The sequence below is a fragment of the Pseudomonas tolaasii NCPPB 2192 genome, assembly GCF_002813445.1.
Classification (GTDB): domain Bacteria; phylum Pseudomonadota; class Gammaproteobacteria; order Pseudomonadales; family Pseudomonadaceae; genus Aquipseudomonas; species Aquipseudomonas tolaasii.
Genome location: NZ_PHHD01000001.1, coordinates 5,881,119 through 5,904,938 on the forward strand (window position 1 = coordinate 5,881,119; position 23,820 = coordinate 5,904,938).

The window sequence follows — 23,820 nt, forward strand, 5'->3', positions numbered from 1 at the left end:
AACTCGGTAAACCCTGTGGGAGCTGGCTTGCCAGCTCCCACATTAAATCGCGTCAGCCAATGCACACTGCAGCAGCGTCCGGGTATAGGGGTGCCGTGCCTCGGCAAACAGACTACCGGTTTCACCCTGCTCCACCACCCGCCCGTTTTGCATCACGGCAATGCGGTCACACAAACGCGCCGCCACCCTCAGATCATGAGTGATAAATACAATGCTCAATTTCAAACGCCGTTGCAGCGACTCCAACAGTTCCAGAATCTGCACCTGAATCAGTGCATCCAGCGCCGACACACACTCATCGGCAATCAACACTTTAGGCTCAACGGCCAAGGCACGGGCAATGCCGATGCGTTGGCGCTGGCCGCCGGAAAATTCGTGGGGGTAGCGTTCAGACGCCGTGACCGGCAGGCCCACCAGCGTCAGCAACTCGCGCGCACGCCGTTCGGCCTCGGCGCTGGAATGGCCCTGCACCAGTGGCCCGGTCATGATGATGCGGCCCACCGTCTGGCGCGGGTTGAGGGAGGCGAACGGGTCCTGGAAGATCATTTGCACGTCACGGCGCAAGGGTCGCAGATGCCTTTCAGACAGCCCCGCCACGTCCTGCCCGAGCCATTGAATCCGGCCGCTGTCAGCCTGCAACAAACGCACAAGGCAACGACCCAGGGTGGATTTACCCGAGCCGGACTCCCCCACGATCCCCAGCGTTTCCCCCTCACGCAGCTGCAACTGAACCGCGTCCAGCGCACGCGTGGTGCGCCGGGTCCGCCAACCCCTGCGCGTGCTGAATACCTTGCTCAACTGCTCGGTCTTGAGCACCACGGCACCCGCCACTGCCGCCCGCGGCGCCAATGGTTGGGCCGACACCGCCGCCAGCAGTTGCCGCGTGTACGACGCCTGCGGCTCACGCAATACCTGACCGGCACTGCCCTGCTCCACCACGTGGCCCTTTTCCAACACCAGCACGCGGTCGGCAATCGCCTCGACCACGGCAAAGTCGTGGGTGATAAACAACAGTGCCATGCCCTTGTCCTGCTGAATTTTGCGCAACAAATCCAGAATCTGCGCCTGAGTAGTCACATCCAGCGCCGAGGTGGGCTCATCGGCGATCAACACCGCCGGATCAAACGCCAGCGCCATGGCGATGACCACGCGCTGACGCTGGCCGCCGGACAGCTCGAAGGGATAGGCCAGACGCAAGCGCTCAGGGTCCGGCAAACCGACGTAGCCGAGCAACGCCACCACACGCCGATGACGCTCGCGTGACGATTTCACGCCATGGGCTCGCAGGGTTTCATCGATCTGCTCGCCCACGCGCAGCAGCGGGTTCAGTGCACTCATGGGCTCTTGAAACACCATGCTGATATCGCGTCCGCGCAGCTGGCGCATGCCCTCTTCGCCAAGCGCGGCCAGGTCGTGCTCACGAAACAGCAGGCGGCCGCTTTCCAGCGTCAACGGCACCGGCAATTGGCGCAGCAGCGCCTTGGCCAACATGGACTTGCCCGAGCCGGACTCGCCCACCACGCACAGGCACTCGCCACGGTTCAGTTGCAACGACAGGTCATACAGCGCATGGCTGCGGTCCGCGCCTGCCGGCAGGGCAATGCGCAGGTTTTCCACACTCAACAGGGTCATCGCGACCTCCCCGGTTCAAAGGCCACGCGCAAGCCTTCGCCCACCCGGTTAACCGCCAGCACGCACAGCACAATCGCCAGGCCCGGCAGGAAACTCATCCACCACGCATCACGCAGCAGCCCACGGGACGCGTTGATCATGTAACCCCAGCTCATGGCTTCCGGGTCGCTCAGGCCGAGGAATGCCAGGGCCGCTTCGGTAAGGATCGCGGTGGCCATGACAAAGGTCATCACCACCAGCAACGGCGCCAGGGCATTCGGCAAAATTTGTTGGGTGATGATACCCAGCGGCGATTGCCCCAATACCCGCGCGGCCTGCACGAACTCGCGCTGGCGCAGGGTCAGGAATTCACTGCGCACCAGCCGTGCCACCCCAGGCCACGCGACCAGCGCAATGGCGAGCACGATGGTGCCCAGGGACGGCTCCAGCACCGCCACCAGAATCACCGCCAACACCAGTTGCGGGATGATCTGGAAGAACTCGGCGATGCGCATCAGGATTGCGTCGAGCCAGCCTCCGAAGTAACCGGCGAGCGCACCGATAAACAGCCCCACCAGCAAGGTCGCCAGACTGGCCAGCACGCCGACGGCCAGGGACACCCGCGCGCCATAGAGCAAACCGCTGCCCAGGTCGCGACCGAGCAAGTCACTGCCCAGCCAGTGGGCCGGATCCTGGAACGGCGCGAGCATCGGCCGGGTATTCATCTCCCACGGCGAGCTGTTTGTGAGCCACGGCGCAGCAATCGCCAGCGCCGCAAGCAGCAGTAAAAACACCGCGCCGACCAGCGCCGACGGCTGGCGGATAAAGCGCTTGAACACCGCCATCAGCCCTGCCCTCCGGCGCCGATGCGCGGGTCGAGAAAACGGCAGATCACATCGGTCAACACGTTAAAGCCCACCACCAAAATCGAAATCACCAAAAAGCCCCCCATCAACACGCCGTAATCGCGCTGGGCCAGGGCGTCGTACATCAGGCGACCAATACCGGGCCACGAATACACCACTTCCACCAACAGCGCGCCGCTGGCCAGTTGACCCAGCTGCAGCCCGGCGAAGGTCACCACCGGCAACAACGCATTACGCAGCACATGCACGTAGAGAATTCGCCGTGGGTGCAAGCCCTTGGCGTGGGCGGTGCGCACGTATTCCTGGCCGAGGGCGTCGAGCACGGCGGCGCGGGTCAGGTGGATGTACAAGGCAAGAAACAGCACGCTCAACGACAGGCACGGCAGCAGCAAATGCTGCGCACGGTCGAGCAGCGAAAAGTCCTGCCCGACGGTTTCCATGCCAAACGCCGGCAACCAGTCCAGGCTCACGGAAAACAGCAGGATCAGCAGCATCGCCAGCCAGAACGGCGGCATCGCGTAGAGCAACAGGGCACCGTGGGAAATCACCCCGTCGAGCCAGTGCCGCTGTTGACGCGCCCGCGCGGCCAGCACGCCCAACGTCACACCCAACACGGACGACAGCACAAACGCCGAGCCCATCAAGGCCAGTGTGGCCGGCAAGCGCTCGGCAATCAGCGCCCATACCGACGTCTGGTTACGGTAGGAATACCCCAGGTCCAGTTGGGCGATATTGCCCAGGTAAATCAGCAACTGTTGCAGCAACGGTTTATCCAGGCCCATGGTCTGACGCAGGTGCTCGATAAACTGCACGTCGTCCACCCCCGCTTCGCCGGCCAGCAACAGCGCCGGGTCGCCCGGCGCCAGGTGGATCAGCACAAAGCTCAACACCAGCACTGCCACCACCATCAGCAACGCCTTGAACAGCCGCCCACCGACATACAGCACGCCGTTCATGGCGCGGGCGCGTCGAGGTAAACGTTCTCGTAATCCTCATTGAGGCTGGTGGCGGTTTGCAGCAGGTTCTTCACTTGGGTGTGGAACAGCGTCGGGTAGCGCATCTCGAAGATTGGCGCGATCGGCAGGTCGGTGTTCAGCACGTTTTCCAGCTGGCTGTAGAGTTTCGTACGCTCGGGCCCGTTCGGGGTATCGGCGACTTTCTGCCACAACCCGTCGGCCTCGGGGCTGCTGTAGCCGCTGACGTTGGCAAAGGGTGAGGTTTTGAGAATGTAGTCGGAGCGATACAGGTAGGCACTGGTCAGGTAGGGGTCGCCGATCTGGAAGATGAAGTTGTAGGTCAGGTCAAAATCCCAGTCGCTGACGCGCTGGAACCAGGTCGCCGCGTCGGACGTCACCACCTGCACCTTGAAGCCGAGCGGTTGCAGCGCCTGCTTGGTGTATTCGGCCAGGCGTTCCCACGCCCCGCCCTTCTCGCCATTGAGCAGGCGGATGCGTACCGCGCCTACATCCACGCCGGACTCGGCTATCAGCGCCTTGGCCTTTTTCACGTCATAGCTGTATTGCGGCAGTTGTGGGTCGTGGTACGGCGTGGTCGAGACGAACTCGCCCTGGGCCACTTTGCCGGAGCCGAAAAAGATGTTGTCGACGATGAACGGACGGTTCAGCGCATACAGAATCGCCTGGCGCACTTTCGGGTTGTTCAACGGCGGCTTGCGCGTGTTGATTTGCAGGAAAGCCAGGCCCGCGTACAACTCCCACCCTTTCTCGGAAGACTGCACATTCGGCAAGGCGCTCAGACGCTTGAGGTCGGAGTAATCGGCATCGCCACTGCGCAGCACTTGCACGTCATTGCGCTCAAAAGCGGCTGCTCGCGAAGACCCGTCGGGGATCACATGGAAAACAATGCCGTCGAGGTGGGGCAGGCCTTTCTTCCAGTAGTCGGGATTCTTCGCCAGCTTGATGTAGGCGCCGCGCTTCCACTCCACAAACACAAACGGCCCGGTGCCGACCGGCTTGAGGTTGTAGGGGTTGTTGCGAAAATCGGTGTTCTCGTAAAGGTGTTTGGGCACCACCGGCCGCAGGCCGCTACCGAGTGCCGAGAGCAAGGGCGCGAAGGGTTTCTTGAGCTGGAAGACCACCTGCAGCGGGCCCTTGGCGGTGATGCTGTCGACGTACTCGGTGATGATCCCGCCCAGGCGCTTGTCCACCTCGGGGTAGAAGGTCTGGAAGCTGAACACCACATCATCGGCGGTGAAGGCCGGGCCGTCGTGCCAGTGCACACCGTCCTGCAGGTCGAAGGTGTAGGTCAGGCCATCCGGGGAGATCGTCCAGGCTTTGGCGAGTACCGGTTTGGGTTTGAGGTCGGTGTCGAACGTCAGCAGGCCCTGCAGGATCTTGCCGCTGACGTATTGGGTCGACACATGGCTGACCACCCCGTGCATCAGCGACGGCGGTTCCGGTTGGGCGACCAGGTTCAGCACCCCGCCATCCTGGGGTTGTGCCTGGGCCTGGCCAGCCAGCAAGGCGGCGCACAGCCCTACGGACGAGAGGGCACGGCGGAAAGAGAATGAGCGCATGGAGCCTCCTCGGCTTGAAAGGTAGGCGAGGGATTTTGCAAGGGCTGTGCCATGGGGGTTTGGGCCAGTGATACTGGATTTTGATGCAGGCAAACTGATGAAAAAACCACAGCGGTCTGCGTGACTGTGCAAAAAGCAACAGCACCGCAGACCAAATGTGGGAGCTGGCTTGCCTGCGATAGCGGTGGATCAGCCACATCTTTGTTAACTGGCAGGCCGCTATCGCAGGCAAGCCAGCTCCCACAGGGATCGCAGGGTGTCAGCTGGCACAAGGTTTGCCCCTGTCATTCCATCCGAACCACTGAGCCTCCCTACCATGTCACTGGATTACCTGGGCAACCCCATCGACACCCAACACCCCGCCACCCGCCAGGGCCTCGACGATTTCATCGGCGGCTTCCTCGGCTATCAGCCCCGCGCCGAGGGCATTCTCGCCGCCGCCGATGCCGACCCCGACTCCGCGCTGGCCAATGCCTTCGCCGGGCTGCTGCTGATGTTTATCGAGTCCCCCGAAGGCCCGACGCTGGCCGAACACTACCGCCAGCGCGCCGCCGCCGTGAACACCGACCACCCGCGTGCCCGGCGTTATCTGGCGTTGCTCGACGCGTGGGTACGCGACGATCTCGATCACGTCCTGCACCTGAGCGAACAGTTGCTCGACCATTACCCGCGTGACCTGTTTGCCGCCAAGCTCAACCAATACCTGGAATTCAACCGCGGCAACTGGCCGGCGCTGCTGCGCATTGGCTTGAAAGCGGTGGCCGGCGCGCCGGACATCGCCCACAGTCACGGCCTGCTGGCCTTCGCCTATGAACAGTGCCACCTGATCGAAGAGGCCGAGACCAGCGCATTGGCAGCCCTGCGCCTGGACCCGTCCGAGCCGTGGGCCCAGCATGCGTTGGCCCATGTGATGCTGACCGAGGGGCGTATCGAGGAGGGTACGGCGTTTCTGGAGAGCGTGGCGCACCACTGGGCCGGCTTGAATTCGTTCATGTACACCCACAATTGGTGGCACCTGGCGCTGTTCTACCTGGCGCGCGGCGAAGATCAGCGGGTGTTGGACATTTATGATCAGCACGTGTGGGGCATCTTGCCGGAATACTCCCAGGACCAGGTGGGCGCGGTGTCTTTGCTGGCACGCCTGGAACTGGCCGGGGTTGAAGTGGGCAAGCGCTGGCAGGATTTGGCGGCGTACCTGCAAAGCCGGATGGGCGACACGGTGCAGCCGTTTCTCAGCGTGCAGTACCTGTATGGGCTGGCGCGGGCGGGCAAGCCGGAGGCAGATCAATTGCTGGCAGCCCTGCGCAGGCACAGCGTTGAGGCGAGGCCCGTGTGGGGCGAGGTGACCTTGCCGCTGGCCAAGGGGTTGCTGGCCCATGCGCGCGGTGACTGGCAGCAGGCACTGGAGCAACTGACAATCGCCCTGCCGCGACTGAACGAGATCGGCGGCAGCCACGCCCAGCGTGACCTGTTTGCGCAGGTGGAACTGGATGCGCGGTTGCGCGCGGGCGACTGGTTTGGCGCGCAGCAAACCCTGGAACTGAGGCGCCGGTATGACGGCTGGGATGTGCCGACGAACCGCAGCCTGGTGAAGGTGTATGAAGCGTTGGGGTTGCCGGAGCAGGCGGCCAAAGCCCAGGCCCGAGTGTCACGATTCACCTGACACACACCAATCCAAATGTGGGAGCTGGCTTGCCTGCGATAGCGGTGGGTCAGCTACATTTCTGTTAACTGAAAGGTTGCTATCGCAGGCAAGCCAGCTCCCACAGTTTGACCGAGTCTGGCTCAAACACCTCTGGCAGCAAACACCCCTCGGGCAATCGCCCGCGCCACACAATCGGCCGCCGCCGAGCCAATCCGGCCGATCTCCACCTGCCTGCGGGGCCCGTCGGTCAACGCCACCCCCGCCGACGCCAGGGCAAACACCGTGTCCCCATCAAACGGCAAATGCGCCGGCCGCACCGCCCGTGCAATCCCGTCCTGAGCCATGATCGCCACGCGCTTGCATTCGGCCACGCTCAGCCGCGCGGTGCTGGCAACCACCACCAGCGTGGTATTGGCCCCGGCCTGCAAACGGCCCATGGAATCAAGCCGCGACAACTCCGGCATGGGGTCGCTGCAATCCATGACGTCAACCGGGCGATGCCCACCAAACTCCCGCGCCACTTCCCAGGGCCATGCCCAGAAGGTTTTGCCGTCGGGCATGTACACCGAGCCAATAGGGTTGGCGACCACCAGCGCGGCAACGATCAACCCGTCGCCCAGATCCAGCGAGGCCGTGCCCAGGCCGCCCTTCAGCACCCCGGCCATGGCGCCACGGCCCGCGCCGACCGAGCCCAGTTCGAAGTCTTCGCCGGCGTTGGCCAGTGCCTCAAACCCCAGGCGTCGATAAGGCGGCTCAAGCCCCCAGGCCTTGTCGCCGCCATTGGCCAGGTCATGCAGCACGGCCGCAGGCACGATGGGAATCGCCGGGGCACCGGGTTTTAAATGCAGGCCTACGTCGTCTTGAGACAACTTCGCCGCTACGCCATCCGCCGCGCCAAGGCCGAACACCGAGCCGCCGCTGAACACCAGCGCGTGTAATTGGCCGACCATGTTTTCCGGTTCGAGGGCGGCGGTTTCGCGGCCGCCGGGGCCACCGCCGCGAATGTCGATGCTGGCGGTCCAGAAGCCATCGGGGCGGATCACCGTGACGCCGGTGTCGGCGTGCAGGTCCGTGGCGTGGCCGACCGTGAGGCCTGGAATATCAGTAAGGGCGTTGCGTGGGCCGGGTCTGGGCATACAGAAAAAACTTCCTTGGGTTCAGGTATGGCGTGGGGAGAGCAAGGGATGTGCCAAGCCGCCTCGGCCCGACCACGCGGCTCGCCACTCCCTGGCCCCGGAAATCCTCTGCACAAAAAACAACAGCCTGCCTTCCGGCCTGTTAGAAAAACACCAACACCTTCGCCAACAGACCACTAACCATCTGTTTATAAACATTTTTTTCAGATGGCACAGCCCTTGCTCTCCAGCCTTTCACCAGAGCTTGCACCCAACAAGCCGCCCCCGATCAGGCCCAACGCCTACAACCACTGGAGTGTTTCCCATCATGAATGCATCACGCGCCACCGCCAGCCGACCCGGCAAGGCCTTCGCCCACACCCTGTTATTTATGGCCCTGTGCGAGGCCGCGAGCTACAGCAGCCTGACCCTGGCAGCCGACGCCCCGGCCAGCGACAACCCGCTGGACACCGTGGTGGTCATCGGCAACCGCGGGCAGGCGCGCACCCTGGCCGAAAGCCCGGCGCCGGTGGATGTGATCTCGTCCAAGCAACTGCTCGCCACCGGCCAGGGCGACTTGACCCGTGCCCTGAGCAAAGTGCTGCCGTCGCTCAACCAACCGGCGTCTTCGGGCTTCGGTTCCACGTCGGTGGTCCGCCCCATCAGCCTGCGCGGCCTCAACGGTGATCAGGTGCTGGTGCTGGTCAACGGCAAGCGCCGTCACAACAGCGCGCTGCTGAACAACGGCACCTATCTCAATTCCGGCTCGCAGCCGGTAGACCTGGACATGATCCCCACCGCTCTGGTGGACCACGTTGAAGTGTTGCGCGACGGCGCCTCGGCACAATACGGCTCGGACGCCATCGGCGGCGTGGTCAACATCGTGCTCAAGCAGACCGACCACGGTGGCAGCCTGTCCACCAGCTACGGCCAGAACTATGAAAACGGCGACGGCGAAACCGTGCGCCAGACCGGCAACGTCGGCCTGGCCCTGCCCAACGACGGCTTCATCAACCTCGCGCTGGACGTGAAGAAGCAAAACGTCTCCGACCGTTCCGATGACGCGCCGTACACCGACGCCGCCGGCAACACCAGCCAGCGTCACACCTACTACGGCACCGGCCTGCCCGAGGCGAAAAACTTCAGCCTGGGCTACAACGCCGAGCTGCCGGTGGACGACGCCCTGACCCTCTACTCGTTCTCGACCTTCACCCACCGCAATTCGGAAAAACCCCTGGCCTTCCACCAGCCACCGAGCTTCAACGGCATTCAGACGCCCTACCCCCAAGGTATCGAAGACAACCTGCGCTTTATCGAAGACGACTTCCAGGTCGCGTTCGGTGGCAAGGGCCAGGCTGCCGGCTGGGACTATGACCTGTCGAGCACCTACGGCCAGGACCATGCGCGCGCCACCCTCACCGACACCTACAACCTGAGCTACGGCCCTACTTCGCCGACCTCGGTGGACACCGGCGTGAAAACCTTCAGCCAGTGGACCAACAACCTCGACCTGACCCGCGCCTTTGACCTTGGCTTGTACAAGCCGACGCAGATTTCCTGGGGCCTGGAACAGCGATACGAGGACTACAAGATCGGCAAGGGCGACGTTGCCTCCTACGCCAGCGGGCCGTTCAACACCGGCGCCAACGGTGCGTTGATTCCCCCGGGAACCATTTCCGGCGCCGGCACCACGCCCGCCGACGCGGCCGAAAAAAGCCGCATCAGCCTGGCCGGCTACGGCGAGATCGGGCAGGACTTCACCGACAAATGGCACGTCGACCTGGCGGGTCGCTATGAGCATTACAACGACGGCTCCGGCACCACCACCAACGGCAAGTTCTCCACGCGCTATCAGCTGACTCCTATCCTGGCCGTGCGCGGCACGTTCAGCACGGGCTTTCGTGCGCCGTCGCTGGCCCAGCAGATCTACAGCTCGACCTCGCAAACCAGCGTCAACGGCCAACTCTTCGACTACCGCAACGTGGCCGTGGGTTCCGACGTGGCCAAGGCCCTCGGTGCCGACACCCTCAAGCCGGAAAAATCCACCAACTTCAGCCTCGGCTTTACCCTGCAACCCACCGATGCCACCAACATCACCCTCGATGCGTACCAGATCAAGATCAAGGACCGCATCGCCCAGACCGGCTACCTCGGCGGCACCCCGCAGATCAGCGCGATTCTCGCCGCTGCGGGCCTCAACCCGAACCAGGCGGTGACCTACTTCACCAACGCCCTGGACACCACCACCCGTGGCGTCGACCTGGTGGGCGACTACCGCCAGGACATCGGTGCCTACGGCAGCCTGAAATACTCGGCCGGGTTCAACTGGAACACCACCCAGATCGACTCCATCCACGCCTCCTCCGTCGCCACCCAGGCACTGGGCCCGGACGGCGGCTACGACCGTCAGCGCCAGGGCAACCTCAAGTACGGCTTGCCGCAATCCAAACTGCTGCTGGGCACCACCTGGACCTACGACAAGCTGGAAGTGGCGCTGAACCTGACCCGTTACGGCGAGTACACCCAGTACGGCACCGCCGAGATTTACGACCGCACCTTCTCGCCCGCGTGGATCACCGATCTGAACGTCGACTACCACCTGACCAAGGCCGTCACCCTGAATGCCGGCGCCAACAACCTGTTCAACAAGTACCCGGAACGCACCGGCCTGGCCAGCAGCTCGGGCGCCTTCCCCTACGGCAACTTCTCGCCTTACGGCACCACCGGCGGCTACTGGTACACCGGCGTGACCTACAACTTCTAACCCAGTGCGCGGGGCCGGTTTGCCGGCCTCGTGCCTGACCTGCATGGGAGCCTGTTCATGACCCGCCGCACCGATCAACTCAAGCTGGGGGCGTTTCTGGCCAACAGCGGCCACCACGTCGCCGCCTGGCGTCACCCCCTGGCCCAGGCGGATGCCAGCCTGGATTTCGACCACTTCAAACACATCGCCCGGACCGCCGAACGCGGCAAGTTCGATGCCTTGTTCATTGCCGATGTGGTCGCGCTGTGGGGCCACCACCACGACGCGCTGAGCCGCACCGCCCGCGCCGAACACTTCGAGCCGCTGACGTTGATGTCCGCCCTTGCTGCCGTCACGAGCAACATCGGCCTGATCGCCACGGCCACCACCACCTACAACGAGCCGTACCATATCGCGCGCAAGTTCGCCTCCCTCGATCACCTGTCCAAAGGCCGTGCCGCGTGGAATCTGGTGACGTCGGTCGTCTCTGACGAAGCCTGGAATTTCGGCCGCGAACACCACGTGGGCCATGGCGACCGCTATCAACGCGCCGAAGAATTTCATGACGTGGTCAAGGGCTTGTGGGACAGCTGGGACGACGACGCTTTCACCCGCGACAAGGCCAGCGGCGAGTACTTCGACCCGGCCAAGTTGCACACCCTCAACCACCGTGGCGAGCACTTCTCGGTACGCGGCCCGCTCAATGTGGCGCGCCCGCCCCAGGGCCACCCGGTGCTGGTGCAGGCCGGCGCCTCGGAGCCGGGCAAAAACCTTGCTGCCCGCGTGGCCGAGTTGATCTTTGCCCACGCCCACAACCTGGAAGGTGCCCAGACGTTCTACCAAGACATCAAGGCCCGCGCCGAGGCGTTTGGCCGCGACCCGGATCACGTCAAGATCCTGCCCGGCGTCACGCCGTTTATCGCCGACACCCGTGAACAGGCCCAGGCGCTGTTCGAAGCATTCCAGGCCCTGATCGACCCGGTGCTGGGCCTGCGTTTACTGGCCGACACCCTGGGCGATGACATCGACCTGTCGGGGCATGACCTCGACGGCCCGTTGCCACAAACGCCGGTAGGCCAGCGCGGCAGCCGTCGTGACAAGGTGCTGGAACTGGCGCGCACGGAAAACCTGAGCATCCGCCAGCTGTACCTGCGCCTGGCCGGTGGCAACCCGGTGATCGGCACGGCTGAGGATGTCGCGGATCACTTTGAAGCCTGGTTCCAGGCCCGCGCCTGCGATGGCTTCAATGTGTTCTTTCCGTACTTCCCCGGCGCCATCGACCTGTTTGTGGAGCGCGTGATTCCACTGCTGCAGGCGCGCGGGCTGTTCCGTCGCGAATATGAAGGCGCCACGTTGCGCGAAAACCTCGGCCTGCCCCGCCCTGTCAATCGGTTTACCCAAGGAGCGCCAACATGAAACGCCGCGCATGGATGCTCGCCTGCACCGGCTTGATTGCCTCCAAAGCCTTCGCCCTGAATATCCTGCTCACCAACGACGACGGCTATCAGCACCCGAACATCCGGGCGCTGTACACCGAGCTCAAGGCCCAAGGGCATAACGTCAGGATTGCCGCGCCGCAAAGTGACCAGAGTGCTCGCGGCGGTGCGTTCTTTTTTGGCCGTGAGGTCACGGTCGGCCACGACAGCGACCCGGCCTACCCGGACAGCTACTTCATCAGCACCACCGAAAAAGGCGTGTGCCAAAGCCCGGATTGCGCGGGCAAAGACGTGCAGATCGAGATCAGCGGCACGCCGGTAATGGCGCTGCTGCTGGGCCTGAACAAACTGCTGCCGCATCCGGATCTGGTGATCGTCGGTCCCAACCCCGGCAACAACCTGGGCGCCATCAACATGGCCTCCGGCACGTTCAACGCCGCGAGCGCTGCTGTGCAGGCGGGCATTCCGGCGCTGGCAGTGAGTACCGATTTAAAGGAGAAAGACCCGCAACGCGCCGCGCAGTTGATCGCACAGCTGGTGCTCGCCCTCGACAGGCATCGCCAGCCCGATGGCGCCCTGCTGCCCAAAGGCCTGGGGCTGAATATCAACCTGCCCAAAGACACGCAGATCAAAGGCGTGAAGCTCACCCGAATCGGCAGCTATGTAGGGTTTGAGGCGCTGTACACCGACGATCTCAAACAGTTCAACCTGCCGGGCAAACCCGGCATCGGCTTCCAGTACAGCGCTGCCGCCACTGCCGCGCAACAAAACGATGAGGCGGTATGGCTGAACAAGGGGTACCTGACCATCAGCCCGTTCAGTGGCCTGCCGGAATCCATCAGTGCCAGTGCGGCCCTGCAAAAACAATTGGCCCAGGAGGTAAAACCATGAGCGCAGGCTTTTCCCTGGGGTTCCTGAGCCGGGTCTACAGCCCGGGCTTCGACCCCAAGGTGTATCGCGACACGCTGGAGCTGTTCAAGGTCGCCGAAGAACTGGGTTTCGACAGCGGCTGGGTGGCCCAGCACCACTTCGCCAGCGAACATGGGCGCCTGCCCTCGCCATTGGTGTTACTGGCCGCGATTGCCCAGCGCACGCGGCGTATCAGCCTCGGCACCGGCATCATCGTGTTGCCCCAGGAAGCGCCGCTGCGCCTGGCCGAAGATGCGGCGGTACTGGACCTGCTCAGCAATGGCCGCCTGGAACTGGGGCTTGGCGCGGGGTTTGATCCCCAGACGTTCCTGGCGTTTGGCCGCGAGCATGAGTCACGCCACCGCGACTACGAACAGCACTTGCAACAGTTGCTCAACGCCTTTGGCAATGCGCCGCTGACCGACAACGGCTCGCGCTTGCTGCCGCGGGCCAGCGGCCTCAACCACCGGCTGTGGGAAGCCACTTCACGGGTGGAATTGGTGGCCGAACGCGGCCACGGCTTGATCATGGCACCCAACCCGCACCAGCCCGCCGAGGCCGGGGTAGAGCGGGTCACGCGTTACCGCAACGCCTGGACCGGCGACAACGGCACACCGGCGCGAGTCGCACGGGTGCAAGCGCTCTTTCCCTCACCTGACGATGCGACGCGCAGGGACATCCTCGCCTACGTCCAACGCCAACAAAGCATCGGCGTGTTCAAGGGCACCCTTGACGACGACTTCGACAGCACCCTCAAACGCCTCGGCGTGTTGCACGGCCCGGTGGAGCAGATTGTCGAGCAGTTGCAACAAGGCCCGACGCTGGGCGCCCACGACCAGTTGATCCTGCAAGTGCAGACCACCAGCACGCCACTGCGCGAAGCCATTCGCAGCCTGGAAATCATCCGCCAACACATCGCACCCGCCCTGGGTTGGCAACCGTCCCTGGCCACAGGAGCCCTGCCATGACCTTCAAACTGGGCTTTTTGAGCCACGCCTTTGGCGACGATCCACAGCAGGTCTATCGGGACCTGATCGAACAATTCGAAGTTGCCGAGGCGCTGGGCTTTGATGGCGGCTGGATTGCCCAGCATCACCTGAGCCATGGCTTTGGCCGCTTGCCGTCGCCGCTGGTGTTGTTGGCGGCAGTGGCCGAGCGCACGCAGCGCATTGAACTGGGGACGGGCGTGGTGGTGCTGCCTTTCGAAGACCCGATTCGCCTGGCCGAGGACGCCAGCGTGCTGGATGCCTTGAGCGGCGCACGCGTGCAGCTGGGCCTGGGCAGCGGTGGCGCCAACCTCGACAACTTCAGTGCGTTTGATCGCGACCCGAGCCAACGCCAGGTAGATTTCGCCGAACGCCAACAGCGCGTACAGCACCTGCTGGCCGGCAAACCGCTGGCGGGCGAGTTGACCTTGCAACCGCCCGCACCGGGCCTGGCTTCACGCGTGTGGCACTCCCACGGCAGCCTCGACGGCGCCGTCTACACCGCGCAACAGGGCAATGGCTTGCTCCTCGGCACCGCCACCCACGACCCGCTGACGGTGCAAAAACCGCTGGCAGACGCCTACCTGCAGGCCTGGTCGCACACCGAACGCGCACCACGCATCGGCGTGGTACGCGCCATCTTCCCGGCCGCCGACCGCGCCAGCGCCCAGGCGGAACTGGCGGTGGATATCGAGCGGCATATCCCGCGCCTGCAACGCGAAGGCTTGATCGACGAGGCGGTGGATTTGCAGGAGCATCTGCGCCTGATGAACGTGCACCATGGCCATCCGGATGAAGTGATCAAAAGCTTGCAGCAAGATCCGTCCCTGCTGCCTTATGCTGACTACGTGATCGCCGTGGTCCAGGCCGAAAGCTCGACTCAGGCGCAGATCCTCAAGCGCCTGGAAATCATCGCCCGGGACATTGCGCCGGCCCTGGGCTGGGAAAGCGGCTGGAAACAATCATGAACCACGGAGTGTGTGCATGCCCCTTCATTTCAGTTGGCTGATGCCCCTGTGTACCCCTGACTGGGCGGCGCGGCCGGGGCAATGGATTCAGCTGGCCCAGGCCGTGGAATATGCCGGGCTCGACGGCCTGTGGATTCCCGGCGGCGCGTTGTGCGCCGACAGCCTCGGCGTGGCGGCGGCGCTGTGCGCGCGCACGCGGCGGGTGCAACTGTCGGTGAGTGTGCCGCCGGAAGTGATGCTGCCGGCGGCGTTGGCGACCACTTTGCAAAGTCTGCAATCGATCAGCGGCCATCGCGTGCAACTGCACCTGCCCAACAGCGAGCGCAGTACCTTTGGTGAATGGCTCAACCGCGACCAGCGCAGTGAACGCATTGGCGAATACCTGCAAATCCTTCAGCAGTTGCTCACACCGAATGACGGTGGCCTTGATTATCAAGGCCTGTATTTCCAGCTGGAAAATGCCGGTGTCGCCCGTCGCGAACTGCCTGCGCCAACGCTGGTGCTGGATGACAGCCAAAGCCACGCACTGGTGGCCGCCCATGCGCAAACCTGCCTGCTCACGCCGGGCCATCCGCACTGGCTCAGCAAAGAGATCCAGCGCTGGCGGCAGATCCAGCCAACCTTGCGGTTTGCCTGCACCTTCGGCCTGATTCTCGGCGACAGCGAAGACCTCGCCTGGGAAACCGCCGCCACCCGGTTGCCCGTGCCGGATGTGCCGGATGAGCGCCTGGCGACCTTGCCCCGCGCCCGCCACCCGCTGCGCCAATGGGAAGTGCACCCCAACCTGCTGCAACGGCAGCCTGGCCAGCCGCTGATTCTGGTGGGCACGCCGCAACAGATCGCCACCCGCCTGCAAGAACTGCACGGGCTGGGGTTGAGTCAGGTCATTCTGGAAGGCGGCCCCGACGTCGCCGAGGTGCTGCGCTTTGGCGAACATGTGATCCCTCTTCTGCGCAAGGAGCGCCCGCACCATGAGCCATGACGTACGCCCGCCCCTGCAACTGGACTGGTTCCTGCCCACCAATGGCGATGGCCGCCACCTCACCAGCAGCGGCTTGCCCAAGGTCGGGCTGTTTCAGCAAGGCGAACGCGCGCCGACCCTCGACTACCTGCGCCAGATCGTGCGCGCCACCGAACAAGCCGGTTTCGACGGCATCATGGTGCCCACCGCCAGCGGTTTCGAAGACCCGTGGCTGATCACCGCCGTGCTGGCCCAGGAAGTGCGCCGCCTGAAATTCCTGCTGACCCTGCGCCCCGGCACCGAGCTGCCCGCCTACACCGCCCACCGCGCGGCAACCTTGCAGTTGCTCAGCGAAAACCGCTTGGCGCTGCACGTGGTGACCGGTTCCAGCCGCTTTGAACAGCGCTCCCTCGGCGACTTTCTCGAACACGACGAACGCTACGCACGCACTGCCGAATTCCTCCAGGTGTTCCAGGCCGTGTGGGCCGGGCAAGCGCCGACGCATCCGGGGCGTTACTACCGCAGCGGCGTCACCACGCCGATTGCACCGGGCGCCGAAACGCCCGCCATCTACTTCGGCGGCGCCTCCGAAGCCGCCGAGCGTGTCGGCGCGGCCCACGGGCAAACCTACCTGATGTGGTGCGAACCGCCGTTGATGATCGCCGAACGCATTCAACGCATGCGCGACCTCGCTGCCGCCCATGGCCGCACCCTGCGCTTCGGCTTGCGCCTGCACATCTTCGCCGCGCCGACCGACGACGCTGCCTGGGCCCATGTGGAGCGCCTGCTCGAGGAAATCCCCAAAGACGCCATCGACAAGGCCCAGCGGCAGATGGCCGCTTACGAATCCGTCGGCCAAAGCCGCCAGACCCAACTCATGCAAGGCCGTGGCCGTGGCGCGCGGGAACTGGAAGTGTCTCCCAACCTCTGGGCCGGGGTCGGCCTGGTTCGCGGCGGCGCGGGCACGGCGCTGGTGGGCAGCTACGCGAAAGTGGCCGAGCGGATCGAGGAGTACCACCAACTGGGGGTCGACAGTTTTATCCTGTCGGGCTTTCCCCATTTGGAAGAGGCGATTCATGTGGGGGCAGAGGTGTTGCCGTTGTTGCGCAAGATGGGGGCGAGCCGGTAAACCGCGTTCAACGGTGGGAGCTGGCCTGCGATAGCGGTGGCTCAGCCACTGATGCCCCACCTGATACACCGCCATCGCGGGCAAGCCCGGCTCCCACAGAAAAGCACAGCCGATGCGGCCGGATGGCGTAACCAGGCTCGGTCAAAATGTGGGAGCTGGCTTGCCTGCGATAGCGGTGGCCCAGCCACTGATGCCCTACCTGATACACCGCCATCTCGGGCAAGCCCGGCTCTCACCTTGATCGGTTGCAGTACCCTAGATCCGGCGGCGGCGGTTGAGTTGCGGAATGGCGGTTTGTGCAACTTCCACCGGCTGCACCTGGGGCACCACTCTGCCCGCCAGTTGCGCCAGCGTCGGATGGCTGAACAGCGCCCGCACGTCCACCTCCAATCCCGCCTTGCGCATCTGCGCCACCAGGTTGACCGCCAGCAGCGAATGCCCACCCAGTTCGAAAAAGTGGTCGTGGCGCCCGACCCGCTCCACCTTCAACACCCGCGCCCAGAGGCCCGACATCAAAGTTTCGGTTTCGCCCTGGGGAGCCTCATAGGCGCGGCTGACCACCGCTTCCAGCCCGGGCTCCGGCAGTGCCTTGCGGTCGAGCTTGCCGGCCGGGTTGAGCGGCATCGCATCAAGCGGCACAAACGCGGCGGGCACCATGTATTCCGGCAACTGCGCCAGCAAATGGGCACGCAGCGCCTGGGGCGTCGGTGCCTGCTCGCGCAGGGTGAAATAGGCGACCAAACGCTCATCGCGAATCACTACCGCAACCTCACGCAACGCCGGATGAGCAGCCAGTCCTGACTCGATCTCCCCCAGTTCCAGTCGCACACCCCGCAGCTTGACCTGAAAGTCGTTGCGACCCAGGAACTCCAGGTTGCCGTCAGGCAGATAACGCACCAGATCGCCCGTGCGGTACAGCCGGTCACCGGCCACGAACGGGCTGTCGATAAACCGCTCGGCCGTCATCTGCGCAAGCCCCAGGTAGCCTCGGGCGACGCCCGCTCCCCCGATATGCAACTGACCACTGACGCCCATCGGCACCGGAGTGTCGTGCTCATCCAGCACATACAGGCGCGTATTACTGATCGCCCGGCCAATCGGCAATTGCACGGAGGGCACCGGCGCGCCGGGCTCCAGGGTCCAGGCGCAACTGTCCACCGTGGCCTCGGTGGGGCCATAGACATTGTGCAAGCGCACGTTCGGCAAACGCGCCTGTACCGCCCGGGCCAACGCCTCGGTGAGTTCGCCGCCGCCACACAATACATCCGTGAGGCTGGTGCACAGGGCCGACTCCTCCAGGTCAAGAAACTGTTGCAGCATGGCAGGCACAAACTGGACCACCGTGATGCGCTGCTCACGAATCACCTGTGCCAGGTACGCGGGCTCACGATGGCCGTCGGGGCGCGCCAGCACCAGGCGCATGCCGTTGGCCAACGGCCAGAACAGCTCCCACACCGAGCCGTCAAAGCTGAACGGCGCGCGTTGCAGCAACGCGCCGGTTTCGGCGTTGGGGCACAGCCTGGAGGCCCAGTGCATCAAGTTGCACAGGCCGCGATGCTCGACCATCACGCCTTTGGGGGTGCCGGTAGAGCCTGAGGTGTACATCACGTAGGCCAGGTTCGCGACGCTCAAGCCGGGTACCAACGGGTTGCCGCTGGGCGCCTGGCTCCAGCCGCCGTGGTCGAAGTCGATGACCGGGATCGACACCTCACCCGCCACTTCACGAGTGGCCGCGTGCACCAGCAATGCAACGGGCTGGCTGTCTTTGAGCATGTAGGCGAGGCGCTCGGGCGGGAAGCCCGGGTCCAGCGGCACATAGGCGCCGCCTGCCTTGAGAATCGCCAGCAAGCCCACCACCAGGTCCAGCCCGCGTTCGACGCACAGCGCCACGCGGGAATCGGGCTGCACCCCGCGCTCGCGCAGGTGGTAGGCCAGCCGGTTGGCGCGCTCGTTGAGCTCGCGGTAGGTCAGTTGCACGGCACCCGCCTGCGCAGCGATGGCGTGGGGAATGTGCCGCGCATGCGCCTCAAACAATGCCTGCAGCGTGAGGGACTGCGGGTCGTCGGTTTCGGTGGCGTTGAAGTCGACCAGTTGCTTGCGCAATTCGCCGGCGCCAATCACCTGCACGTCGCGCATCGGTTTGGCCGGTGTGTGCTCAAGCCCCTCCACCAGACCGTTCAATGCCGTGACCAGATAGCCCGCCAGCCGTTGTGCACCGACCTTGCGCGGCGCCATCACCTCAAGATGGAAACCGCTTGCGACGTCATCCACCGAGATCATGAAGGGGTAACTGAGCACGTCTTCACTGCTGAGCAACTCCACACCCGGTACCAGCTTCAGCTCCCGATCGGCGCGGGTATGGCGGTAGTTAAGCAGGCTGTTAAACAACGGTGACGCACGGCTGCAACGCTGGGCGAGCGCCAGGGAGGCCTGCTCATGCACAAGCAAGGTGGTCAATTGGTTGTGGGTGTCATGCAGCGCGCCAAGCACAGTCTGCCCGGCCAGGCGCACCCGCAGCGGCAAGGTGTTGATGAACATGCCCAGGGCACGGTCGGCGCCCTCGCCCGCCTGTAACCGGCCGAGCAACACCGTACCGAACACCACGTCGTCGCGACCCGATACACGCCCGAGGACCTGCGCCCAGGCGAGGTGAAACAGGCTCGCCGCACTGACGCCAAGCGCACGCGCCTGGGCGCGCAAGCGCTGGTTAAGGGCGTCGGGGAGCGGCTGTTGGAAGGTTTCGATTTCGGCACGGTCCGCGTGGTGCTCCTGTAAACCGAACGCCAGGGTCGGTTCGTCGACGTCCCCCAACCGCTCCCGGAAAAACGCCTCGTGCTCAGCCTGCTGCGCCGACGAGCGACTCTGCGCCACCACATTCCGATAAGGCACCGGCACTGCCAGCTGCGCCTGTTGGCCGAGCAGATGCGCACGGATTTCATCGTTCAGCAGTGTCACCGACGTTGCATCGTTGACCAGATGGTGAAAGCGCAACCGCGCAACCCAGCGTGCGTTGTGCGGCTCTTGCGCGCAGTCCAGCGCCATCAGCGGGGCCTGACGCAAATCCAGTGGTTGTGGGGGTTCGCTCAACGGTCCAACCGGCAAGCGCGCCTCGCGCCACACCACCTGCATCGGTTGCTCGAGCGCGTCCCACACCAGGCTGGTGCGCAGAATATCGTGGCGGTTGATCACCTGCTGCAAGGCCTGGGCAAAGGCGTCCAGTTGCTCGCGCCGCGTGAAGCTGAACATCGCGTGTTGCTGGTACGGGTCGCGCTCGTCCGTGACGTGATGGTAGAGCAAGCCTTCCTGCAACGGCGCCAGCGGGTAGATTTCCTGCACGTTGGCTGCGCCGCCGGGAATGGCGGCGACGATGCGATCAATGCTGGCCTGGTCCAGCTCAGCCAGCGCGAGCATGTCCGGGGTGATACGGCGGCACCCTGCTTCGATTCGATTGGGCGCAACCGCCGCTTCATTGCCGGTACTCGCCGCCGCCAACGCCGCCAGCGTCGGCTGACTGAACAGCACCTGCACATTGGCGCGCAAACCGGCCTGGCGCATGCGTTGCACCAGGTGCACGGCCAGCAACGAATGCCCGCCCAGTTCGAAGAAATGGTCATGCCTGCCGATTGCCTGCACCTGCAACAGTTCGGCCCAGATCTGCGCGAGGGTGGCTTCCACACCCGCGCGCGGGGCCTCGAACACCCGTGTGACAAACGCGTCCTTGGTCGGCGCCGGCAGGGCCTTGCGGTCGAGCTTGCCATTGTTAGTGAGCGGAAAAACCTGCAATTTCACATAGGCAGCGGGCAGCATGTAGTCCGGCAACGAGGCTTGCAGATGAGCACGCAGCGCGTCGATGTCGATGGGGTGACGTTCGATAAACCATGCCAGCAACTGCCCCTCGCGATACTGCACCACCGCTTCCTTGACCGCCGGATGGGTGGCCAGCGCCGACTCGATTTCGCCCAGTTCGATACGCACACCACGGATTTTTACCTGATCGTCATTGCGGCCCAGGTACTCCAGGTTGCCGTCCGGCAGCCAGCGCGCCAGGTCGCCGGTGCGGTACATTCGGCCCGGCGTGAACGGATCATCCAGGAAACGCTCGGCGCTCATTTGCGGGCGGTTCAAATAACCGCGCGCCACGCCTTTGCCGCCGACGTACAACTCCCCCGTCGCGCCAATCGGCACCGGGCGTTGCCTCTCGTCCAGCAGGTACACGCAGGCGTTTGCGATGGGGGCGCCAATGTGCAACGGCTGGCCGACGTCGACGCGGCCCGAGGTGGCGACCACGGTGGCTTCGGTGGGGCCGTAGTTGTTGATCACGTCAAAGGTCTGCGCGCGATTGAAGGTGCGCAAACGGTCGCCACCGATCAGCAAGGTGCGCAGGGTCGGGTGTTCCAGGCGCTGGCTGAAGGCGTACTCGGCAACCGGCGTGGGCAGGAAGCACACGACCAGTGGCTGTGCGCGCCACCAGTCCAACAGTGCATCGATGTTTTCCGCGCCGTCATGGGCAGGCGGCAAGTGCAACGTCGCGCCCACGCACAGCGCCGGCCAGACTTCCCAGGCCATCGCATCAAACCCGAACCCGGCCACGCTGGCGGTATGGCTGCCCGCGTGCAGGTGGAAGGCGCGGCAATGCCAGTCCACCAGGTTCGACACGGTGTGGTGTTCGACCATCACGCCCTTGGGCAAACCGGTGGAGCCTGAGGTGTAGATCACATAGGCCAGGTTCGAGGGTTTGACCGCCACCTGCGGGCTGTCGCCGAGGTGGGTGCTGGGGTGGTCGAGCAACAACACGGGCCGCTCGGATGCAGGCAAGCGATGCAGCAGCGCATGCTGAGTCAGCACCGCCACGGGGGCGCTGTCTTGCAGTAGATAACTCAAGCGCTCGGCGGGATGCGCCGGGTCGATGGGCACATAGCAGGCGCCGGATTTGAGAATCGCCAACAACCCCACCACGGTCTCCAGACTGCGCCGCGCAACAATCGCCACGCGGTCATCCGGCTCGATGCCATGGCTCAACAGTTGATGGGCCAGCGCGTTGGCCTGTTGATCGAGTTGGGCGTAAGTGAGTGACTGGCCCTGATACACCGCCGCAATCGCATCCGGGGTGCGCGCAGCCTGGGCTTCGATCCGCCCGTGCAAGGTGTGCGGCACCGCCACCGGCTGCGCGGTGGCATTCCACTGCTGCAAGCGCGCCTGTTCGGCAGGCGTGACCAAGGAGAACTCACCCACGGCCAGCGCGGTGTTTTCCAGCCCTTGTTCCAGCAGCCAGGTGAAACGCTGCGCAAGCGCCTGCACTTCGTCATGTCGCCAGTACGCCTCGTTGTACACGCAATGCAGGCACGCGGTGTCCTGGTACCGGTTGCTGCGCAGATGGATGGCAATCGGCAGCGGCTCATGGTGGTTGGAGACCTTGATCGCACGCGCCTGAACAGCGCCGTAGCGCAGGTCATGGTCGTCCTGCTCGAAGGACACCGACAGGTCAAACAATTGCCCGCGATCGGTGCGGCGCAGGCCCAGCTCGCGGTTCATCTCGCTCAAAGGGAAACGCTGGTGGCGAAAGTCTTGCTTGAGCTGGTCGCGCACACCGCGCACCACCGCGCTGAACGGCAACGATTCGTCGAACTGAAAACGCACCGCGCTCACTTGGGCAAACAGCCCCACGGTGGAGCGGAATCGCGCGTTGGAACGGTTGAGAATCGGTAGCCCGACTACCCACTCATCACGTTGGTGGGCGCGGGTGAAATACACATACATCGCCGCCAACAACACGTGAAACGCCGACGCCTGGTAGCGGGTGGCGACGTGCTCCATGCGGTTGAGCAGCGCCACCGGAAAGGCTTCCACATGGGTATTGCTCGCCGCCGGCGCAGTGTGTCGCGGGGTGAGCAGTGGCTCGGGCAGCACCTGGTATTTGTCCAGCCAATAGGCGCGATCGCGGGCGTAACGCGCAGACAGGTGATAGCGCTGGTCGGTGTCAATAAAGTCGATGTAGGACGGCGCCTGCGGCTCGGGTTCCCGGCCGTGTTCCAGCTCGGTATACAGCCGCCCCAGGGATTGCAGCATCTGGCCAAACCCCCAGCCATCAAGAATCAAGTGGTGGGCCTGGGTGCCGAGGCGATAGTGGTCGTCATCAAGCTTGACCAGAAAAAACCGGAACAGCGGCTCGCCGGTCATGGCGTAGGGCCGGGCCATTTGCGCCTGCATCAACGCCTGGGTGGCGGCCTGCGGGTCGGGCAGCGCGGAAAAATCATACAGCGCCACGTCAACCGCCAGCGTGTCGGCAAAAGTCTGGCGTGGCAGCCCCTGCTCATCGCTGTGCAACTGCGTACGCAGCGCATCGTGCTTGGCCACCAGCAATTCGACAGCGCGCTGAATCAGTGCAGGGACCACGGCGCCTGCAAAGTCGACGTAACCACCAATGTTGTACAGCGGCGAGTCACCCACGCGCAATTGGTCGAGCCAGATGTCCTGCTGGGCGGCGGTGAGGGGGTAACTGGCCGGCGGGCTGGAGAAATGCTTCATAAGATCCTTCTCATGGGGGTCGGGCACTGGCCGCGCAGGGAGGCCCATTACGACGAAACTGCCGGATTTGAGCATGAGGGTCGGGGGCTGTCTGTCACCCGAAACCCGGACATCCGCAGGGCAAAAACGGGCTTGGCTGATGGTTCACTGCTGAAACGATTAAAGGGTTGTAGGAAATTGGCTATATCTGGCCGATGTCAGCGAAGAGCATTATTTTTGTAGGACGATTTTTATTGTTTTAAATCAAATAGTTATTTAACTCTAAATGCTACTGACAGCGTTACGTAGTCGGAATATTCCGTCAGAAACGTCGAATTAATGACGCGGTTTTTATGGCAGCTTGTGTCCCTCGTTTCCGCTACATACGTAGGATAATTCGCCATGGCTAAA

The 23,820-nt window shown here is 64.0% G+C and carries 14 protein-coding genes; 8 read left to right on the forward strand and 6 right to left on the reverse strand.

The features are described 5' to 3' along the window. Positions 1-42: 42 nt before the first annotated feature. Genes ATI14_RS26735 through ATI14_RS26750 form a run of 4 tightly spaced genes read right to left on the reverse strand, consistent with a single transcriptional unit; the run spans position 43 to position 5,013 of the window. The gene (locus ATI14_RS26735) at positions 43-1,632 is read right to left on the reverse strand and encodes a dipeptide ABC transporter ATP-binding protein (protein WP_080520457.1); all 1,590 of its coding nucleotides are present in this window, start codon (positions 1,630-1,632) and stop codon (positions 43-45) included. After that, positions 1,629-2,456 (reverse strand): ABC transporter permease, encoded by an 828-nt coding sequence (locus tag ATI14_RS26740; protein ID WP_017254890.1) that lies wholly within the window; start codon positions 2,454-2,456, stop codon positions 1,629-1,631. The genes ATI14_RS26735 and ATI14_RS26740 overlap by 4 nt, the downstream gene beginning before the upstream one ends. Continuing rightward, positions 2,456-3,433, reverse strand: a complete 978-nt coding sequence (locus tag ATI14_RS26745) for an ABC transporter permease (RefSeq protein ID WP_016973368.1) — start codon at positions 3,431-3,433, stop codon at positions 2,456-2,458. Before ATI14_RS26745 ends, ATI14_RS26740 begins: the two co-directional genes overlap by 1 nt. Beyond that, the gene (locus ATI14_RS26750; RefSeq protein ID WP_016973367.1) at positions 3,430-5,013 is read right to left on the reverse strand and encodes an ABC transporter substrate-binding protein; all 1,584 of its coding nucleotides are present in this window, start codon (positions 5,011-5,013) and stop codon (positions 3,430-3,432) included. Before ATI14_RS26750 ends, ATI14_RS26745 begins: the two co-directional genes overlap by 4 nt. Before the next feature lie 316 nt (positions 5,014-5,329). Here ATI14_RS26750 and ATI14_RS26755 point away from each other — a divergent pair, with 316 nt between their 5' ends. Beyond that, positions 5,330-6,676 carry a tetratricopeptide repeat protein gene (locus ATI14_RS26755; protein WP_016973366.1) on the forward strand — a complete coding sequence of 449 codons (1,347 nt, stop codon included), beginning with the start codon at positions 5,330-5,332 and terminating at the stop codon, positions 6,674-6,676. 122 nt (positions 6,677-6,798) lie between these two features. On the opposite strand, the gene ATI14_RS26760 is transcribed toward ATI14_RS26755, so the two are convergent. Next, positions 6,799-7,794 (reverse strand): P1 family peptidase, encoded by a 996-nt coding sequence (locus tag ATI14_RS26760; protein WP_080520087.1) that lies wholly within the window; start codon positions 7,792-7,794, stop codon positions 6,799-6,801. A gap of 307 nt (positions 7,795-8,101) precedes the next feature. On the opposite strand from ATI14_RS26760, the gene ATI14_RS26765 reads away from it, so the two are divergent. Genes ATI14_RS26765 through ATI14_RS26795 form a run of 7 tightly spaced genes read left to right on the forward strand, consistent with a single transcriptional unit; the run spans position 8,102 to position 16,905 of the window. Next, complete coding sequence (locus tag ATI14_RS26765) at positions 8,102-10,537, forward strand: TonB-dependent receptor plug domain-containing protein (RefSeq protein ID WP_016971871.1); 2,436 nt, start codon at positions 8,102-8,104, stop codon at positions 10,535-10,537. Between the two features lie 57 nt (positions 10,538-10,594). Continuing rightward, complete coding sequence (locus ATI14_RS26770; protein WP_016971872.1) at positions 10,595-11,932, forward strand: LLM class flavin-dependent oxidoreductase; 1,338 nt, start codon at positions 10,595-10,597, stop codon at positions 11,930-11,932. Next, the gene (locus ATI14_RS26775) at positions 11,929-12,843 is read left to right on the forward strand and encodes a 5'/3'-nucleotidase SurE (protein ID WP_016971873.1); all 915 of its coding nucleotides are present in this window, start codon (positions 11,929-11,931) and stop codon (positions 12,841-12,843) included. Before ATI14_RS26770 ends, ATI14_RS26775 begins: the two co-directional genes overlap by 4 nt. Beyond that, positions 12,840-13,829 (forward strand): LLM class flavin-dependent oxidoreductase, encoded by a 990-nt coding sequence (locus ATI14_RS26780; protein ID WP_016971874.1) that lies wholly within the window; start codon positions 12,840-12,842, stop codon positions 13,827-13,829. The genes ATI14_RS26775 and ATI14_RS26780 overlap by 4 nt, the downstream gene beginning before the upstream one ends. Beyond that, on the forward strand, positions 13,826-14,815 hold the full coding sequence (locus tag ATI14_RS26785; protein ID WP_016971875.1) for an LLM class flavin-dependent oxidoreductase: 990 nt from the start codon (positions 13,826-13,828) through the stop codon (positions 14,813-14,815). Before ATI14_RS26780 ends, ATI14_RS26785 begins: the two co-directional genes overlap by 4 nt. 16 nt (positions 14,816-14,831) lie before the next feature. Beyond that, complete coding sequence (locus ATI14_RS26790; RefSeq protein WP_016971876.1) at positions 14,832-15,797, forward strand: LLM class flavin-dependent oxidoreductase; 966 nt, start codon at positions 14,832-14,834, stop codon at positions 15,795-15,797. Then, positions 15,787-16,905, forward strand: coding sequence for an LLM class flavin-dependent oxidoreductase (locus ATI14_RS26795; RefSeq protein ID WP_016971877.1), 1,119 nt, complete (start codon positions 15,787-15,789; stop codon positions 16,903-16,905). Before ATI14_RS26790 ends, ATI14_RS26795 begins: the two co-directional genes overlap by 11 nt. A 255-nt stretch (positions 16,906-17,160) precedes the next feature. Here ATI14_RS26795 and ATI14_RS26800 read toward each other — a convergent pair whose 3' ends face one another. Beyond that, positions 17,161-23,430 (reverse strand): non-ribosomal peptide synthetase, encoded by a 6,270-nt coding sequence (locus tag ATI14_RS26800; protein ID WP_016971878.1) that lies wholly within the window; start codon positions 23,428-23,430, stop codon positions 17,161-17,163. Positions 23,431-23,820: the final 390 nt, after the last annotated feature.

Excerpts from the sequence above, each read along its gene's own strand:
- ATI14_RS26780 (WP_016971874.1), top strand. The coding sequence starts at position 12,840 with ATGAGCGCAGGCTTTTCCCTGGGGTTCCTGAGCCGGGTCTACAGCCCG.
- ATI14_RS26775 (WP_016971873.1), top strand. The coding sequence starts at position 11,929 with ATGAAACGCCGCGCATGGATGCTCGCCTGCACCGGCTTGATTGCCTCC.
- ATI14_RS26785 (WP_016971875.1), top strand. The coding sequence starts at position 13,826 with ATGACCTTCAAACTGGGCTTTTTGAGCCACGCCTTTGGCGACGATCCA.
- ATI14_RS26770 (WP_016971872.1), top strand. The coding sequence starts at position 10,595 with ATGACCCGCCGCACCGATCAACTCAAGCTGGGGGCGTTTCTGGCCAAC.
- ATI14_RS26740 (WP_017254890.1), bottom strand. The coding sequence starts at position 2,456 with ATGGCGGTGTTCAAGCGCTTTATCCGCCAGCCGTCGGCGCTGGTCGGC.
- ATI14_RS26755 (WP_016973366.1), top strand. The coding sequence starts at position 5,330 with ATGTCACTGGATTACCTGGGCAACCCCATCGACACCCAACACCCCGCC.
- ATI14_RS26790 (WP_016971876.1), top strand. The coding sequence starts at position 14,832 with ATGCCCCTTCATTTCAGTTGGCTGATGCCCCTGTGTACCCCTGACTGG.
- ATI14_RS26800 (WP_016971878.1), bottom strand. The coding sequence starts at position 23,430 with ATGAAGCATTTCTCCAGCCCGCCGGCCAGTTACCCCCTCACCGCCGCC.
- ATI14_RS26795 (WP_016971877.1), top strand. The coding sequence starts at position 15,787 with ATGAGCCATGACGTACGCCCGCCCCTGCAACTGGACTGGTTCCTGCCC.
- ATI14_RS26745 (WP_016973368.1), bottom strand. The coding sequence starts at position 3,433 with ATGAACGGCGTGCTGTATGTCGGTGGGCGGCTGTTCAAGGCGTTGCTG.
- ATI14_RS26750 (WP_016973367.1), bottom strand. The coding sequence starts at position 5,013 with ATGCGCTCATTCTCTTTCCGCCGTGCCCTCTCGTCCGTAGGGCTGTGC.
- ATI14_RS26765 (WP_016971871.1), top strand. The coding sequence starts at position 8,102 with ATGAATGCATCACGCGCCACCGCCAGCCGACCCGGCAAGGCCTTCGCC.
- ATI14_RS26760 (WP_080520087.1), bottom strand. The coding sequence starts at position 7,794 with ATGCCCAGACCCGGCCCACGCAACGCCCTTACTGATATTCCAGGCCTC.
- ATI14_RS26735 (WP_080520457.1), bottom strand. The coding sequence starts at position 1,632 with ATGACCCTGTTGAGTGTGGAAAACCTGCGCATTGCCCTGCCGGCAGGC.